This is a genomic window from Actinomadura rugatobispora (assembly GCF_042656285.1).
Lineage (GTDB): Bacteria > Actinomycetota > Actinomycetes > Streptosporangiales > Streptosporangiaceae > Spirillospora > Spirillospora rugatobispora.
Window position 1 is genome coordinate 107212 of the sequence record NZ_JBHSON010000006.1, and the last position, 13427, is coordinate 120638.

12 protein-coding genes are annotated in these 13427 nt (G+C 72.5%); 2 read left to right on the forward strand and 10 right to left on the reverse strand.

Annotated features, from left to right (window positions below; genetic code table 11):
• Positions 1-13: 13 nt before the first annotated feature.
• The 9 genes from ACFPZN_RS06050 to ACFPZN_RS06090 form a co-directional block, all read right to left on the reverse strand.
• Positions 14-967, reverse strand: coding sequence for a LamG-like jellyroll fold domain-containing protein (locus ACFPZN_RS06050; RefSeq protein ID WP_378280791.1), 954 nt, complete (start codon positions 965-967; stop codon positions 14-16).
• 94 nt (positions 968-1061) lie between these two features.
• Positions 1062-3161, reverse strand: a complete 2100-nt coding sequence (locus ACFPZN_RS06055; protein WP_378280792.1) for a PQQ-dependent sugar dehydrogenase — start codon at positions 3159-3161, stop codon at positions 1062-1064.
• Positions 3162-3248: 87 nt separating this feature from the next.
• Positions 3249-4694, reverse strand: coding sequence for a purine-cytosine permease family protein (locus ACFPZN_RS06060; protein ID WP_378280793.1), 1446 nt, complete (start codon positions 4692-4694; stop codon positions 3249-3251).
• Positions 4691-5506 (reverse strand): sugar phosphate isomerase/epimerase family protein, encoded by an 816-nt coding sequence (locus ACFPZN_RS06065; protein WP_378280794.1) that lies wholly within the window; start codon positions 5504-5506, stop codon positions 4691-4693. Before ACFPZN_RS06065 ends, ACFPZN_RS06060 begins: the two co-directional genes overlap by 4 nt.
• Complete coding sequence (locus tag ACFPZN_RS06070; protein WP_378280795.1) at positions 5503-6660, reverse strand: dihydrodipicolinate synthase family protein; 1158 nt, start codon at positions 6658-6660, stop codon at positions 5503-5505. The genes ACFPZN_RS06065 and ACFPZN_RS06070 overlap by 4 nt, the downstream gene beginning before the upstream one ends.
• Positions 6657-7805, reverse strand: a complete 1149-nt coding sequence (locus ACFPZN_RS06075; protein ID WP_378280796.1) for a Gfo/Idh/MocA family protein — start codon at positions 7803-7805, stop codon at positions 6657-6659. The genes ACFPZN_RS06070 and ACFPZN_RS06075 overlap by 4 nt, the downstream gene beginning before the upstream one ends.
• Before the next feature lie 47 nt (positions 7806-7852).
• Positions 7853-8683 carry an ABC transporter ATP-binding protein gene (locus ACFPZN_RS06080; RefSeq protein ID WP_378280797.1) on the reverse strand — a complete coding sequence of 277 codons (831 nt, stop codon included), beginning with the start codon at positions 8681-8683 and terminating at the stop codon, positions 7853-7855.
• Between the two features lie 20 nt (positions 8684-8703).
• Positions 8704-9726 carry an ABC transporter substrate-binding protein gene (locus tag ACFPZN_RS06085; RefSeq protein WP_378280798.1) on the reverse strand — a complete coding sequence of 341 codons (1023 nt, stop codon included), beginning with the start codon at positions 9724-9726 and terminating at the stop codon, positions 8704-8706.
• Between the two features lie 15 nt (positions 9727-9741).
• Complete coding sequence (locus ACFPZN_RS06090) at positions 9742-10611, reverse strand: ABC transporter permease (RefSeq protein ID WP_378280799.1); 870 nt, start codon at positions 10609-10611, stop codon at positions 9742-9744.
• 155 nt (positions 10612-10766) lie between these two features.
• Between ACFPZN_RS06090 and ACFPZN_RS06095 the strand changes: the two genes are divergently transcribed.
• On the forward strand, positions 10767-11882 hold the full coding sequence (locus ACFPZN_RS06095; RefSeq protein ID WP_378280800.1) for a LacI family DNA-binding transcriptional regulator: 1116 nt from the start codon (positions 10767-10769) through the stop codon (positions 11880-11882).
• Positions 11879-13039: a mandelate racemase/muconate lactonizing enzyme family protein gene (locus tag ACFPZN_RS06100; RefSeq protein WP_378280801.1), complete on the forward strand. Its 1161-nt coding sequence runs from the start codon at positions 11879-11881 to the stop codon at positions 13037-13039. Before ACFPZN_RS06095 ends, ACFPZN_RS06100 begins: the two co-directional genes overlap by 4 nt.
• 57 nt (positions 13040-13096) lie before the next feature.
• On the opposite strand, the gene ACFPZN_RS06105 is transcribed toward ACFPZN_RS06100, so the two are convergent.
• Positions 13097-13240 (reverse strand): hypothetical protein, encoded by a 144-nt coding sequence (locus tag ACFPZN_RS06105; RefSeq protein WP_378280802.1) that lies wholly within the window; start codon positions 13238-13240, stop codon positions 13097-13099.
• Between the last annotated feature and the right edge of the window lie 187 nt (positions 13241-13427).

The following is a 13427-nucleotide window of genomic DNA, read 5'->3' on the forward strand; positions in this document are numbered from 1 at the left end:
GGCCTGTCGGCGGTCAGCGGCGGAACTGGTGGCGGACCTCGGCGGCGGTCGCCGGGCGGTCCAGGAACAGCAGCGTGTCCATCCGGCAGTTGCACGGGTTCTGCTCGCGGGTGTTCTGCGGGAAGCTCCCGCCGATCTTGATCCCGGCGGGGTCGGACGCGGTGGTCACGTCCGGCTCCGGCGGCCCCTCGATCGCCCACGGGTCGTCGGCGCGGGTGTAGAAGCCCGGCAGCGCCTCGCCGTTCTTGTAGAGGGCCATCGTGCCGGTGTCGAAGTCGAACGTCGCGGCCAGGTGCACCCACTCGTTCAGCGGCAGGACGCTCTGCCAGTCCTGGGACGCGGCGAACGTCTGGGAGTTGCCGCCGTCGACGCGGCGGCCGAGGGCGACCACCTTCAGCTCGCCGTTGACGTTGATCAGCTCCAGCAGGGCCCGCACGTCGTGCCCCTGCGAGGTGCCGGTCAGCACGCCCGCCAGCCCGATCGCGTTGTACAGGTCGTTCGGGTCCGCGGTGTTGGAGTTGGGGCTGGGGTTGGTGCCGGTCATCTTGAACCAGCCCATGATGGTGGCGCCCTTGGCGGCGTTGTAGGCGCGCAGCGACGGCACGCCGGTGGGCGAGTAGATCCCGGCCTTCCAGTCGTCGTTGCCCGCCGTGCCCGGGTTGACCTGCCCGAACTGGACGGCGTTCCCGCTCCGGCGGTGGGCCCGGTCGGGGACGCGCATCGCGGCGCCGCCGTTCACCAGGTCGATGTCGGTGCCGGACCGGCCGAGGTCGCGCTCCTTGGCGGGGTTGCCCCGGACGGGATGGTCGAAGTCGTAGTAGGCGACCAGGTCGCGCTTGAGGCTGGGGAAGACGTCCGGGCCGTGGAGGCCGCCGCCGGGCTGCGCCTGGGCCGGGCCGGCGGCGGCCAGCAGCGAGGCTCCGATCGTGGCGGCCAGCAGCGCCGCCGGGACACGACGAACGATCATCGTCGGCTCCTAAGGGAAAAGGGGGTGGGGCCGGGCCGTGGCGCGCTCCTGCGTACGCGCCACGGCCCGGTGCAGGGGGGTTACCGAGCGGGGACTACTGGGCGGGGGTGCCGGTGACGGTCAGGTCGCGCAGGCGCCCGACGTTGTCGAACGAGCCGAAGCCCACCCGGCCGGAGCCGAACGTGGTGTCCACGGCCGTCATGATCGGCTTGCGGCCGCCGTCCACGTACACCGCGATCTCGCCGGTGCCGGCGCAGTGCTCGACCTGGACGTCGTGCCAGGCGGCGTCCTTGATCGCGGGCGGCGCGCCCTTCGGCGCCTGCCGGTTCCCGTTCCACTGCCCGTCGATGCGCAGCCGGTCCGCGTTGTTCACCACGAAGATCCCGTTGTGCGGGTAGATCGTGTTGTCGCTGGACAGGTGGGCGTAGTAGAACTCGGTGTCCGACTTATAGCCGAAGACGATGATCACGTCGCGGTTGCTGACCTCGACCGGGGTGTCCAGCCTGACCTTGGCGTCGATCCGGCTGGAGCCGACCGCCGGGCCCTTCTGGAGCACCGCGTACTCGAACGGGCGGCGCGGTCCGGGCCGCTCGGCGCCGGCCTCGGCCAGGACGACCTGCCCGTTCTCGAACCGCCACTTGGACGGGGTGACCGGCGTCCAGTCACCGGCCCTGGTCGCGTGGCTCACCCGTACCGGACCGGTCTTGCAGTCGGCGAACGTCCGGGTCCCGACGATCTTCCAGATCTTGCCGTTGGCCTTGGCGAGCAGGTACGGCTCGCCCTTGGCGTCCATGCCGAACCGCAGGTCGACCCGGTTGTCCCCGGCGAGCTGCCGCATCGTGACGGGGTTGCCGGCGGTGTCGTAGGCGGCCAGCTGGTAGATCTGCGCGCGCTTCTGCCCGGTGGGGTCGCGCCGCATGTCCCGCTCCTCGGTGTAGAGGAGCCGGCCGTCGACGATGTCGGTGAACAGGTACTTGCCGCGCAGCGCGGGCAGGTGGCCGCCGCGGTAGACGTAGCCGCCGGAGATGGCGTGGCCGCTGTCGGACGTGCACGAGTGGCCGACCGGCGGGTCGTGGTCGTAGGCGGCCAGCGGGTACTCGTAGCCGTTCTTGATGTCGTCGGCGGGCAGCGGGTAGAGGAAGCAGCGGTCCGCCTTGTCGAAGCGGAACGCGCCCTCACGCTCGCTCCAGCCCAGGTTGCTGCCGGGCGAGATCTGGTGGATCGACTCGATGGCGTGCTCGCCGATGTGCGCCAGGAACATCCGCTTGGAGCCCTTGGTGTCCCAGCTGAAGCGGTGCGGGTCGCGCATGCCGTGGGCGTAGATCTCGCCGACCTTGCCCGCCTGGCCCGCGTACGGGTTGTCGGCGGGAATGCCGTACTTGCCGTTGGCGCTGTCGTTCCCGGCCGGGTCGATGCGCAGGATCTTGCCCTGCGGGACGCCGAGGTTCTGCGGGTCGCCGCCGTTGTCGCCGACGTTGCCGTTGCCGCCGTCGCCGACCGCCATGTAGAGCTTGCCGTAGTCGGCGTCGCCGGGCCGGGCGTTGGGGCTGAAGTCGATCTGCTGGATGCCGTGGATGCGTCCGGAGAACCCGACGCGCAGCAGCTCCCGACGGGTGCCCTGGAAGGTGTCGGAGGACGGGTCGGTGGCCGTCCACTCGTCCACGACGCCGTGGTAGGCGGTCCTGGGCTGCGGCGTGAGGTCGGGCGTCTTGGTCTTCAGCGCCTCGCCGGCCTCGACGTGGACGGTGTAGAACTTGCCGTTCTTCTTGAACTCGGGGTGGAAGGCCGTGAAGCCGAAGCCCTGGCCGAGCCCCTGGGCGGAGAAGAAGTCCGGCGCGAAGGTGGCCCCGACGTCCAGGTAGACCTTCTGCTCCTTGGTCTTACCGTCGAGGAAGTACAGCTTTCCGTTGAGGTCGGGGACGAACAGCCGTCCCGAGCCGTCGGGGATCTCGCCCACGTAGTTGATGCGGTTGTGCCGCTTCAGCCGCGGGTCGGTCACCAGCTCGGGCGGAGTCGGCTCGGACTTGGGCAACTGGGCGACTTCCTGGAGGACGAGGCCCATCCCGGCGGGCGCCGGGTCGTCCGGGATCGGATCCTTGATCGGGCCGTCGTCGCGCGCCGTGGCGGGCGGCACCGCCAGCAGCGACGCCGCGAGGGCGAGGATCGTCGGTACGGACCATCTCAGTCTGGTCATTCCGGCCGTCCAAAGGGGGGTGGCGAGTTGGCTGGAAAGCGCTTTCTGGAAGCGCTTTCATGAACGTACGAGGAACCTTCCGGCCCGTCAAGAACGAATTCGGCGTGTTCCGCGCGCTCGTGTGAGCGTGCTGTGCGCGACCGTGGCCAGCGACGACACCGCCAGCCCGGCCGGCGCCGCCGCCGTGAACCCGGCCAGCGTCAGGCCGAGCGCCAGGGCCGCCCCCGGCGCCCACAACCACGTCGACACGTACCGCCGCGCCCCGCCCGCCGGCGGTGCGTCCGCCGAACGCGCGACCGCGCCGTCCGCGCCGTCCGTGTCCGGAGGCGTCGCGTTCGCGGGCGGAGCGTGCGCCGTCGCCCGCACCCGCCGCCGCGCTCCGCGTGAGGGCGCCCCGCCACGCTCCCCGGCGGGCACGTCCGTGTTGGCGGCCCCGTCGGTGCTGCGCTCTGGGTATGGGCGCGGGTCCGTGCGGGGAGGCGCCCCTTCGCTGAGGGCGCGGCGGGCGCGGTGGCGGCGGAGGGCCTCGGCGGTCATGGGCGGGATCAGGGCCGGGAGGACGGCGGCCAGGATCGTGAGCCAGGTCAGCAGCAGCCGGTCCACCCGGACGGCCGCCAGCACGGTCCCCGGCACGGCCAGCACGAGCACCGCCGCCCAGTCCGGCAGCCGCGGCGAGAACCGGCGCACCGCGAAGACGCCCGAGTGCACCGCGGCCAGCGTCGGCGCGATCACCGAGGCCGCCACGAACAGGTTCGCGACCGGCAGTCCCTCCGGACCGGCCAGCACCGCGACCACGTCGGTGGAGCCGCTGGAGGCCGCCAGCCCCGCCCCGACGACGGTCGCCGCCAGCGCCGGGCCGACCAGCAGCCCCACGCACCACCACAGGTCGCCGCGGCCGCGCAGCCCCACGGTGAAGTCGGGCGCGCGCACCGCGAACACCGACACGTAGCCGATGTACCCGGCCAGGTCGGCGGCCAGGACGAGCGGCGAGCCGCCCGGGGACAGCGTCACCGGCGGGGACGGCGGCGCGAGCCGTACCGCCACCACCGCGATCAGCGCGATCGCGATCAGCGTGGTCGCCAGCGCGACGGCGTTCCACCGGCCGCCCCCGGCCAGCAGCACCGCCACGATCGGCACCGTCAGCACCAGCACGCCCGCGACGTCGGGAACGCCGGTCAGCGCGGCGACCGCCCCGCCGCCCAGCCCGACGTTGAACCCGAACCAGCCGATCATGGCGAGGGCCAGCAGCCCGGTGACCGCGCGGTCGGTGACGGGCGGCAGGTAGCGCGGCGACAGCTCGGCGAGCGTGGCGTTCTCGCCCTCGGGAGGGCGCAGCCCGCGCCGGCCCTGGGCGGCCAGCAGCGCGCACATGACGATCCCGCCCGCCACCAGCACCACCAGCGGCAGGGCGCCGTCGTGCCGCCCGCCGACCTGGGCGCCCAGCACCAGCGTGCCGGGCGCGGTGCCGATGCCGAGCCACGCCCCGGCCGAGTTCCGCCAGCTCCGGCCCTCCGCCGCCGCCGTGCCGGTCACACCACGTGCTCCGCGAAGCGGTCCAGGGTGAGGGTGAGGGCGTCGGGGCCGGGCATCGCCCACAGTTCCTCGTTGAAGATCTCGACCTCGATGGGGCCGGTGTAGCCGGTGGCCTCCACCGCCTCGCGGAAGCGGCGCAGCTCGACGCAGCCGTCGCCGAGCATGCCGCGTCCCGTCAGCACGCCCTCGGGCAGCGGCGTGACCCAGTCGGCCACCTGGAAGACGGCCAGCCGGTCCTCGGCCCCGGCGCGGGCGATGTCGTCGTAGGCGGCCGTGTCCCACCACAGGTGGTAGGTGTCGATGACGACGCCGACCTGCTCCGGGGGGTGCGGGGCGGCGAGGTCGAGCGCCTGGCCGAGGGTGGAGACGACGCACCGGTCCGACGCGTACATCGGGTGCAGGGGCTCGATGGCCAACTGGACGTTGTGGCTTCCCGCGTAGGGCGCCAGCTCCGCCAGACACTCGGCCACCCGTGCACGCGCAGCGTCGATGTCGCGTGAACCCTCGGGCAGGCCACCGCTCACCAGGACGAGCACAGGAGTGCCCAGTTCGGCGGCCTCCTCGATGGCGCGGCGGTTCTCGGCGATGGCGTCCTTCTCCTGGAAGAACCCTCCGCGGCACAGGGACGTGACGGTCAGCCCCTCGTCGCCCATCAGTTTCGCCGTACGGGCCAGGCCGTACTCCGCGACGGGCTCCCGCCACAGGCCCACGCCACGGACGCCCCTGGCGACGCAGCCGGACACGAGGTCGGGGATAGGCCAGTGCCGTGTCGTCCACTGGTTGAGGCTGAATCGCGGATCGGGAACGGTCACTGGGGCACCCCCTGGACGGTCAGCCAGGCCCGCATGCGGGACGCGGCGAGTTCGGGGTCGGGCAGCAGACCGGCGGCGTCGGCGAGCTGGAACAGGCGCACCAGATGCGGGACGGACCGCGCGCTCTCCAGGCCGCCCACCATGCGGAAGTGCCGCTGGTGGCCCGCCAGCCACGCCAGGAACACCACACCGGTCTTGTAGTAGTAGGTCGGGGTCTCGAAGATGTGGCGCGCGAGCGGCAGCGTGGGGGAGAAGACCTCCTCGTACGTGGCGAGGTCGCCTTCGTCCAGCGCGTGCAGGGCCGTCGCGGCCGCGGGGGCGATCGGGTCGAAGATGCCCAGGAGGGCGTCGCTGTGGCCCTGGTCGTCACCGCGGATGAGGTCCGGGTAGTTGAAGTCGTCACCCGTGTAGAGGCGCACGGACGCGGGCAGGCGGCGCCGGATGGCGATCTCGCGGTCCGCGTCCAGCAGCGAGACCTTGATGCCGTCCACCTTCGACTCGTGCTCCGCGATGATCGACAGGACGGCGTCGGCGGCCGCGTCGAGATCGGCCGCGCCCCAGTAGCCCTCCAGCGCCGGATCGAACATCGGGCCGAGCCAGTGCAGGATCGCCGGGCGGTCGAGCTGGCCCAGCAGCCGCCCGTACACCTTCGCGTAGTCCTCCGGGCCCGTGGCCGAGGCCGTGAGCTGGCGGCTGGCCATGAGGATCGGCACCGCGCCGGCTTCCGCCACCACCGCGAGCTGCTCCTCGTACGCGGCGGCCACCCGGTCCAGGGACGTCGGCCCCGGCTCCAGCTGGTCGGTGCCCGCGCCGCAGGCGATCAGCCCGCCGTGCGCCCGCGCCTCCGCCCCGCTGCGCCTGATCAGCTCCTTCGTGGTCTCCCACTCCAGGCCCATCCCGCGCTGCGCGGTGTCCATCGCCTCCGCCACGCCGAGCCCGTACGACCACAGGTGGCGGCGGAACGCCAGCGTCGTGTCCCAGTCCAGCGAGGAGCGTTCCGAGAACGGGTCCGGGACGACGTGCGCCGCCGCGAACGCCGCCCGCGACCGGGCCGGACCCGCCGGCCGCGCGAACGCCCGCGGCTCCCCCAGCGCGTACGGGACCAGCGACCCGTCCGCCGCCGGCAGGTCCAGCTTGACCGCCGCCGATGTCATCGGGTCAGCTCCGGCACCTCGAGCCGCCGCCCCTCGCGCCACGCCTTCAGCCCCAGCTCGGCCAGCTGCACGCCCCGCGCGCCCGCGTAGAAGTCCCACGGGAACTCCCCGTCGTCGGCGACATGCCGCAGGAACATCTCCCACTGCACCTTGAAGCCGTTGTCGAACTCCTCGTTGTCGGGGACCTCCTGCCACTGGCCGCGGAAGTCGTGCGTGGCGGGCAGGTCGGGGTTCCACACCGGCTTGGGCGTCATCGAACGGTGCTGGACGCGGCAGCGCCGCAGGCCCGCCACGGCGCTGCCCTCGGTCCCGTCCACCTGGAACTCCACCAGCTCGTCCCGGAACACCCGGGTCGTCCAGGAGGAGTTGATCTGCGCGACGATCCCGCCCTCCAGCTCGAAGATCCCGTACGCGGCGTCGTCGGCGGTGGCCTCGTACGGCTTGCCGTGCTCGTCCACCCGCTCGGGGATGTGCGTGGCGCCCAGCGCCTGCACCGACCGGACCGGCGCGATCGCGTCCAGCACGTACCGCCAGTGGGCGAACATGTCGAGGATGATGCCGCCGCCGTCCTCGGCCCGGTAGTTCCAGCTCGGCCGCTGCGCCTCCTGCCAGTCGCCCTCGAACACCCAGTAGCCGAACTCGCCCCGCACCGACAGCACGCGGCCGAAGAACCCGCCGTCCATCAGGCGCTTCAGCTTGCGCAGCCCCGGCAGGAACAGCTTGTCCTGGACGACGCCGTGCCGGATGCCAGCCGCGTCGGCCAGCCGGGCCAGCTCCAGCGCCTCATCCAGGTCCTCGGCCAGCGGCTTCTCGGTGTAGACGTGCTTGCCCGCCTCGATCGCCGCGCGGATCGCCGGGACCCGGGCCGAGGTGATCTGGGCGTCGAAGTAGATCTCGACGCCGGGCCGTGCCAGGGCCTCGGCCAGATCGGTCGTGAAGGCGTCCAGCCCGTGCTTCTCGGCCAGCGTGCGCAGCTTGTCCTCGCTGCGCCCGACCAGCACCGGCTCCGGCCACAGCAGGGTGCCGTCGGCCAGCGGCAGCCCGCCCTGTTCCCGGATCGCCAGGATCGAGCGGAGTAGATGCTGGCGGTACCCCATGCGGCCGGTGACGCCGTTCATGACGATCCCGATGGACCTGCGTGCCATCCCGTTCCTTCTTTCGTATGTGTGCGGGGAGCCGTCGGCGGGCGCGTCTATTCGACGGCCGCGCCGGCCCCCAGAAGCTCGCGGATGCGGCCCGCGACGCTCGCGAACTCCGGCATGGCCAGGGTGGCGGCGTACTCGCGCTCGGCGGGCAGGTCGACGTCGATGATCTCCCTGATGGTGCCCGGCCGGTCGCTCATCACCACCACCCGGTTGGCCAGGAAGACCGCCTCCGGGATCGAGTGCGTGACCAGCAGCACGGTGGTGCGGGTGGTCCGCCAGATCCGGTTCATCTCGATGTTGAGCTGCTCGCGGGTGAGGGCGTCCAGCGCGCCGAACGGCTCGTCCATCAGCAGCACCGGCGGCTCGTGCAGCAGTGCGCGGCACAGCGCCACCCGCTGCTGCATGCCGCCCGACAGCTCGTGCGGCAGGGCGTCCTCGAAGCCGGACAGCCCGGTCATCTCGATCAGCTCGGCGGTGCGGCGCCGGGCCTGCTCGCCCGGCATCCTGCGCATCTCCGCCTGGAGCAGGATGTTGCGGCGGGCGCTGCGCCACTCCAGCAGCGCGGCGCGCTGGAACACGTACCCGATGTCGTGCCGCGGCCCGGCCACCTTCTCGCCGTTCAGCCGCACCGTGCCGGTGGTGGGCTTGAGCAGCCCGGCCACCATCTTCAGCAGCGTCGACTTGCCGCAGCCGGACGGGCCGACGATCGCGACGAACTCGCCCATCGGCACGTCCAGCGACACCTCGCGCAGCGCCGTGACGTCGCGCTTGCGGGTGCGGAAGCGCACGGCCACCTCGTCGATGCGGACGGCGGCCTGCTCCGCGGGCCCGGGGTCGCGCCCGGACGCGGTCGTGGAATCGGTCTCCGGCTTGCTCATGATCCTCATCGCTGGTCCCGTCAGCCCTGGGGCGCGGAGTCCGCCTGCCAGTACGTGGCGGGCGGCTGCGCCTTGCCGATGAGGCCGGTCTGGTGGAAGAGGTCGATCGTGCTCTTCCAGTCGGCCTCGGTGTTGACGCCGGGCGTCTTGCCCTGGGTGGCGTCGGTGTGCAGCAGCGTGAGCGTGGTCTTGAACTGCTCGGTGATGACCGGCACCGGCGGCAGCTGGTCGGAGGCTCCGGCCATGGAGGCGACCGCGCCGGCCTCGTCCTTCTGGGCCGCGGTCCAGGACTCGCTGGTGGCGGCGACCATCTTCTTGACCAGGTCGGCGTCGCTCTTGAGCTTGCGCTCGGAGACCATCAGGCCGTTGGAGTAGAAGTTCAGGCCGAACTCGGAGAACCGCAGCGCCGACACCGGCTTCTTGGCCTTGTCCTGCATGATCGGGCCCTGGTCGCTGGCGTAGCCGAGGAGCCCGTCGGCCTTGCCGGAGATGACCGCGGCCATCTTCCCGGCCGGGTCGGTGTTCTGGATCTGGACGTCGCTCTCCGACATGCCGTTCTTCTTCAGGAACGCCGGGAAGGTGCGCGACAGCGCGTCGCCCGCGGTGCCGGCGATCTTCTTGCCCTTGAGGTCGGCCGGCTTCTTGATGTTGGTGGCGTCGAACGCCTGCACCGAGGCCGGGGTGGTCTGGAGGAAGACGCCGATGCTCTTGATCGGCATGCCCTTGTCGACCGCGGCCAGCAGCGCCGGGGTGTCGGCCCAGCCGAAGTCGGTCTGGCCCGCTCCGGTGGCCTGGACGGTCTTCTGCGAGCCCTGCCCGGCCTTGATCTCCAGGTCGATGCCGTGCTTCTCGTAGATCTTCTGCTTGACCCCGTAGTAGAACGGCGCGTGCTCGCCGTAGGGGTACCAGTTCAGGGTCAGCGAGACCTTGGTGAGCTTCTTGCCGTCGGCGCCGGTGGTCTCCTCGGAGCCCCCGCCGCACGCGGTGAGCGCGAGGAGGGGCAGCAGCGCGGTGGTGACGGTCGCGAAGGTGCGGAGTTTCATGGGGTGGTCTCTCCGTCAGTAGGTGGTGGTGACGGCGTCGCCGCGACGGCTGGCGTGCCAGGGGAGAAGGAGGTGCTCGGCCAGTTCGACCAGGACGAACAGGACGACGCCGATCAGTGACATGACCAGCAGGCCGGCGAACAGCATCGGGGTGTCGACGTTGCCGTTGGCCTGCAGGATCACGTAGCCCAGGCCCTCGTTGGCGCCGACGAACTCGCCGACGACGGCGCCGGTGACCGCCAGGGTCACCGCCACCTTGAGCCCGGAGAACAGGTACGGCAGCGAGGCCGGGAAGCGGATCTTGGCGAAGGTCTGCATCGGCCCGGCGCCCATCGTGGCCGACAGCTGGATCATCTCCGGGTCGACCGCCTTCAGGCCGGTGACCATGGAGATGACCACCGGGAAGAACGCGATGAGCACCGCCACCACGATCTTGGGCGTGATGCCGAAGCCCAGCCACACCACGAACAGCGGCGCGATGGCGATCTTCGGGATGACCTGCGCGAACAGCAGGACGGGGTAGAGCGTCTTCTCGACCGTGGTGGAGTACACCATGACCACGGCGGCGGCGATGCCGATGATGACGGCGATCGCGAAGCCGAGCAGGGTCTCGTAGGTGGTGACCCAGGTGTGGTGCGAGAGGTAGGACCACTTCTCGGCCATCAGCGACAGCGTGCTGCCGGGGGACGGCACGAGGTAGGGCTCGACCAGCTCGGCGGCGGTGACCGCCCACCAGGCGGCCAGGCAGGCCAGCAGCAGGCCGACCGGCCGCCAGGACCGTTCGAGCAGGTCGCGGGTGCGCTCGCCCGCGGTGGGGCCGCCGCGCTCGGCGACCCCGGCGGCCGCCGGTCTGGCCGGCGGCGCGGTTGTGGTGCCCTGACTCACCTTGGTACCTCCGTGGTCGGGGACGCGGTCTCACTCGGAAAGCGCATTCTGAAAGCGCTTTCTGATGTACCGTAAGAACGACGAACGGCGCGGTCAAGAGGGCGACCCACCCCAATTGACCGGGAGCGGCGGCTCGAGGCGACGAGGGGGCGGCGATGACGGCGGACGGTGTACGGTCGCCCGACCGGCGGCACGAGCGGCAGAACGACCGGCCGAACGACCGGCAGCACGTCACGCTCCAGGACGTGGCCCGGCAGGCCGGCGTCTCCCTGGCCACCGCCTCCCGCGTCCTCAACGGCACCGCCCAGGTCCGCGCCGACCTCCGCGAGCGCGTGCTGGCCGCCGCGGGCGAGCTGGCCTACACCCCCAACGCGCACGCCCAGGCCCTGGCCAGCTCCAACAGCAAGGTCATCGGCGTCATCTGCCACGACGTCAGCGACCCCTACTTCGCCGCCATCGCCCGCGGCGTCATGCGCACCGCCGCCGACCACGAGCTGCTGGTCATGCTGGCCAGCACCTTCCGCGACCCGGCCCGCGAGATCGAGTACATCGCGACGCTGCGCGCCCAGCGGGCCCGCGCCATCCTGCTGATCGGCTCCGGCTTCGAGGACCGCGACTGGGAGCGCTCGATGGGCGCCGAACTGGACCCCTACCAGCGCGCCGGCGGCCGGGTCGCCGTGGTCAGCCGGCACCGCAGCCTCAAGGTCGACACCGTCCTGCCGCAGAACCGGGAGGGCGCGGCGGCGCTGGCCCGCGCGCTGCTCGACCTGGGCCACCGCGACTTCGCCGTCCTCACCGGGCCCCGCGCGCTCACCACCGTCGCCGACCGGTTCGGCGGGTTCGCCGCCGCGCTCGCCGAGGCCGGGGTGCCGCTGCCCCCCGAACGGATCGTCGAGGCCGGCTTCACCCGCGACGGCGGCTACGCCGCGGCCACCGAGCTGATCCGCCGCGGCACCCTGCCGACCTGCGTCTTCGCCGTCACCGACGTGATGGCGATCGGCGCCCTGGCCGCCTTCCGCGACTCCGGCGTGGACGTCCCCGGCGAGGTGTCGCTGGCCGGGTTCGACGACATCCCGATCGTCCGCGACCTCACCCCGCCGCTCACCACCGTGGCGCTGCCGCTCGACCTGATGGGCGAGCGGGTCATGGAGCTGGCCGTGCGCGAGCCCGCGCCGCGGCGCAGCCGGGTGGAGCGGATGGCGGGCGAGGTCGTCCTGCGCACCAGCACCGCCGCACCGCGCGGCGCCCGAACCGGCGGGAGTCCCCAGTGACCTTGAGCGACCTGAAGATCGAACGCGTCGAGACCTTCGCCGTGGCGCTGCCGACCCGCCGCTCGTTCGGCGTCTCCGGCGGCGCGGTGGCCGTCGCCGGGCGGCCCAGCCTGCGCGTCCTGGTCAAGGTCAGCGCGGACGGCGTGAGCGGCTGGGGCGAGGCCACCCCGATCCCCGCCTGGACGTACGAGACCGCCGAGTCGATCGTCACCACCATCGACCGCTACCTGGCGCCCGCCGTCGCGGGCCGTCCCGCCTGGGATCTGGACGGCGCCTGCGCCGCGGTCGAGCGGGCGGTCAACCGGGGCTTCAGCATCGGCGCGCCGCTGGCCAAGAGCGCCCTGGACACCGCCCTGCACGACCTGCTCGGACGGGCCGCGGGCGTGCCGCTGGGCGTGCTGTGGGGCGCCCGCCGCGCCGAGCGGATCGAGCTGGGCTGGATCGTGTCCGGCCAGTCGCCCGCCGAGGTCGGCGACAGCGTGGCCGAGGGCCGCGGGCTCGGCTACGGCGCGTTCAAGGTCAAGATCGGCCTGCACGACGAGGCGACCGACGCGGCCGTGGTGGAGGCCGTGCGCGAGCACGCGGGCGACACCGCGCCGCTGTGGGTGGACGCCAACCAGGGCTACACCGTGCACGCCGCGCTGCGCATGGCCCGCCGCCTGCACGACGTGGGCGTCACCGCGTTCGAGCAGCCGCTGCCGTCCAACGACGTCGCCGGGCTGCGGCGGCTGCGCGAGACCTGCCCGATCCCGGTCGCGCTGGACGAGAGCCTGCGGCACCCGTCCGATCTGGCGACGTTCGTCCGGCTGGAGGCGATCGACATCGCCATCGCCAAGGTGCAGCGCAGCGGCGGGCTCACGCTCTCCCGCCGCCTGTGCGCGCTGGCCGAGGACTGCGGCGTCCAGCTGATGGGGTCCGGGCTGACCGACTCCGACCTCGGGCTGGCCGCGTCGCTGCACCTGTTCGCCGCGCACGGGATCGACACCCCGGTCGACCTGAACGGCCGCCAGTTCGTGGAGTCGCCGTACGCGGGCCCGACCGTGCGGGTCGAGGGCGGCACCGCCCACGTCCCCGAGGGGCCGGGGCTGGGCGTGGAGGTCGACGAGAAGACCGTCCGGCGCCTCGCCGTGGACGTCCTCACCACCGGCCTGCCGTAACCACCGGGCGAGGGGCCGCGGAGACCGCCGAGGGGGGCGGTTTCCGCGGCCCCCGCATCACTGTCCCGTGCCCTGGTCGTCGGCCGCGGACGCGGTGGAGTCGGCGGGTACGACGGGCCGCTCCTGTTCCGGGTGCTCCGTGGCCTGCGTGGGCCAGGAGGCGAGCTGGGTACGACGGGGATTGGCGAGAGAGGTGCTCACGGTGGTCGCCGTCCTCCTTAGAAAGATGGGCGCGCGTGGTATGCGCTCTCCGGTCAACGCTCCGGAGGAGTAGATCTTCCCGGATACCCCGCCCCTTTCCGCAAAATGGTCTAGACCGCTGGCCCGGAGCCCTGCCGGGGACGGCTCCGGCGCGGGTGGCGTGATGGGGGTCTCAGTCCTGATTTAT

What these genes read in the sequence shown, in the direction of transcription:
- ACFPZN_RS06050 (WP_378280791.1), bottom strand. Translation starts at nt 967, where the DNA reads ATGATCGTTCGTCGTGTCCCGGCGGCGCTGCTGGCCGCCACGATCGGA.
- ACFPZN_RS06055 (WP_378280792.1), bottom strand. Translation starts at nt 3,161, where the DNA reads ATGACCAGACTGAGATGGTCCGTACCGACGATCCTCGCCCTCGCGGCG.
- ACFPZN_RS06070 (WP_378280795.1), bottom strand. Translation starts at nt 6,660, where the DNA reads ATGACATCGGCGGCGGTCAAGCTGGACCTGCCGGCGGCGGACGGGTCG.
- ACFPZN_RS06075 (WP_378280796.1), bottom strand. Translation starts at nt 7,805, where the DNA reads ATGGCACGCAGGTCCATCGGGATCGTCATGAACGGCGTCACCGGCCGC.
- ACFPZN_RS06080 (WP_378280797.1), bottom strand. Translation starts at nt 8,683, where the DNA reads ATGAGCAAGCCGGAGACCGATTCCACGACCGCGTCCGGGCGCGACCCC.
- ACFPZN_RS06085 (WP_378280798.1), bottom strand. Translation starts at nt 9,726, where the DNA reads ATGAAACTCCGCACCTTCGCGACCGTCACCACCGCGCTGCTGCCCCTC.
- ACFPZN_RS06095 (WP_378280800.1), top strand. Translation starts at nt 10,767, where the DNA reads ATGACGGCGGACGGTGTACGGTCGCCCGACCGGCGGCACGAGCGGCAG.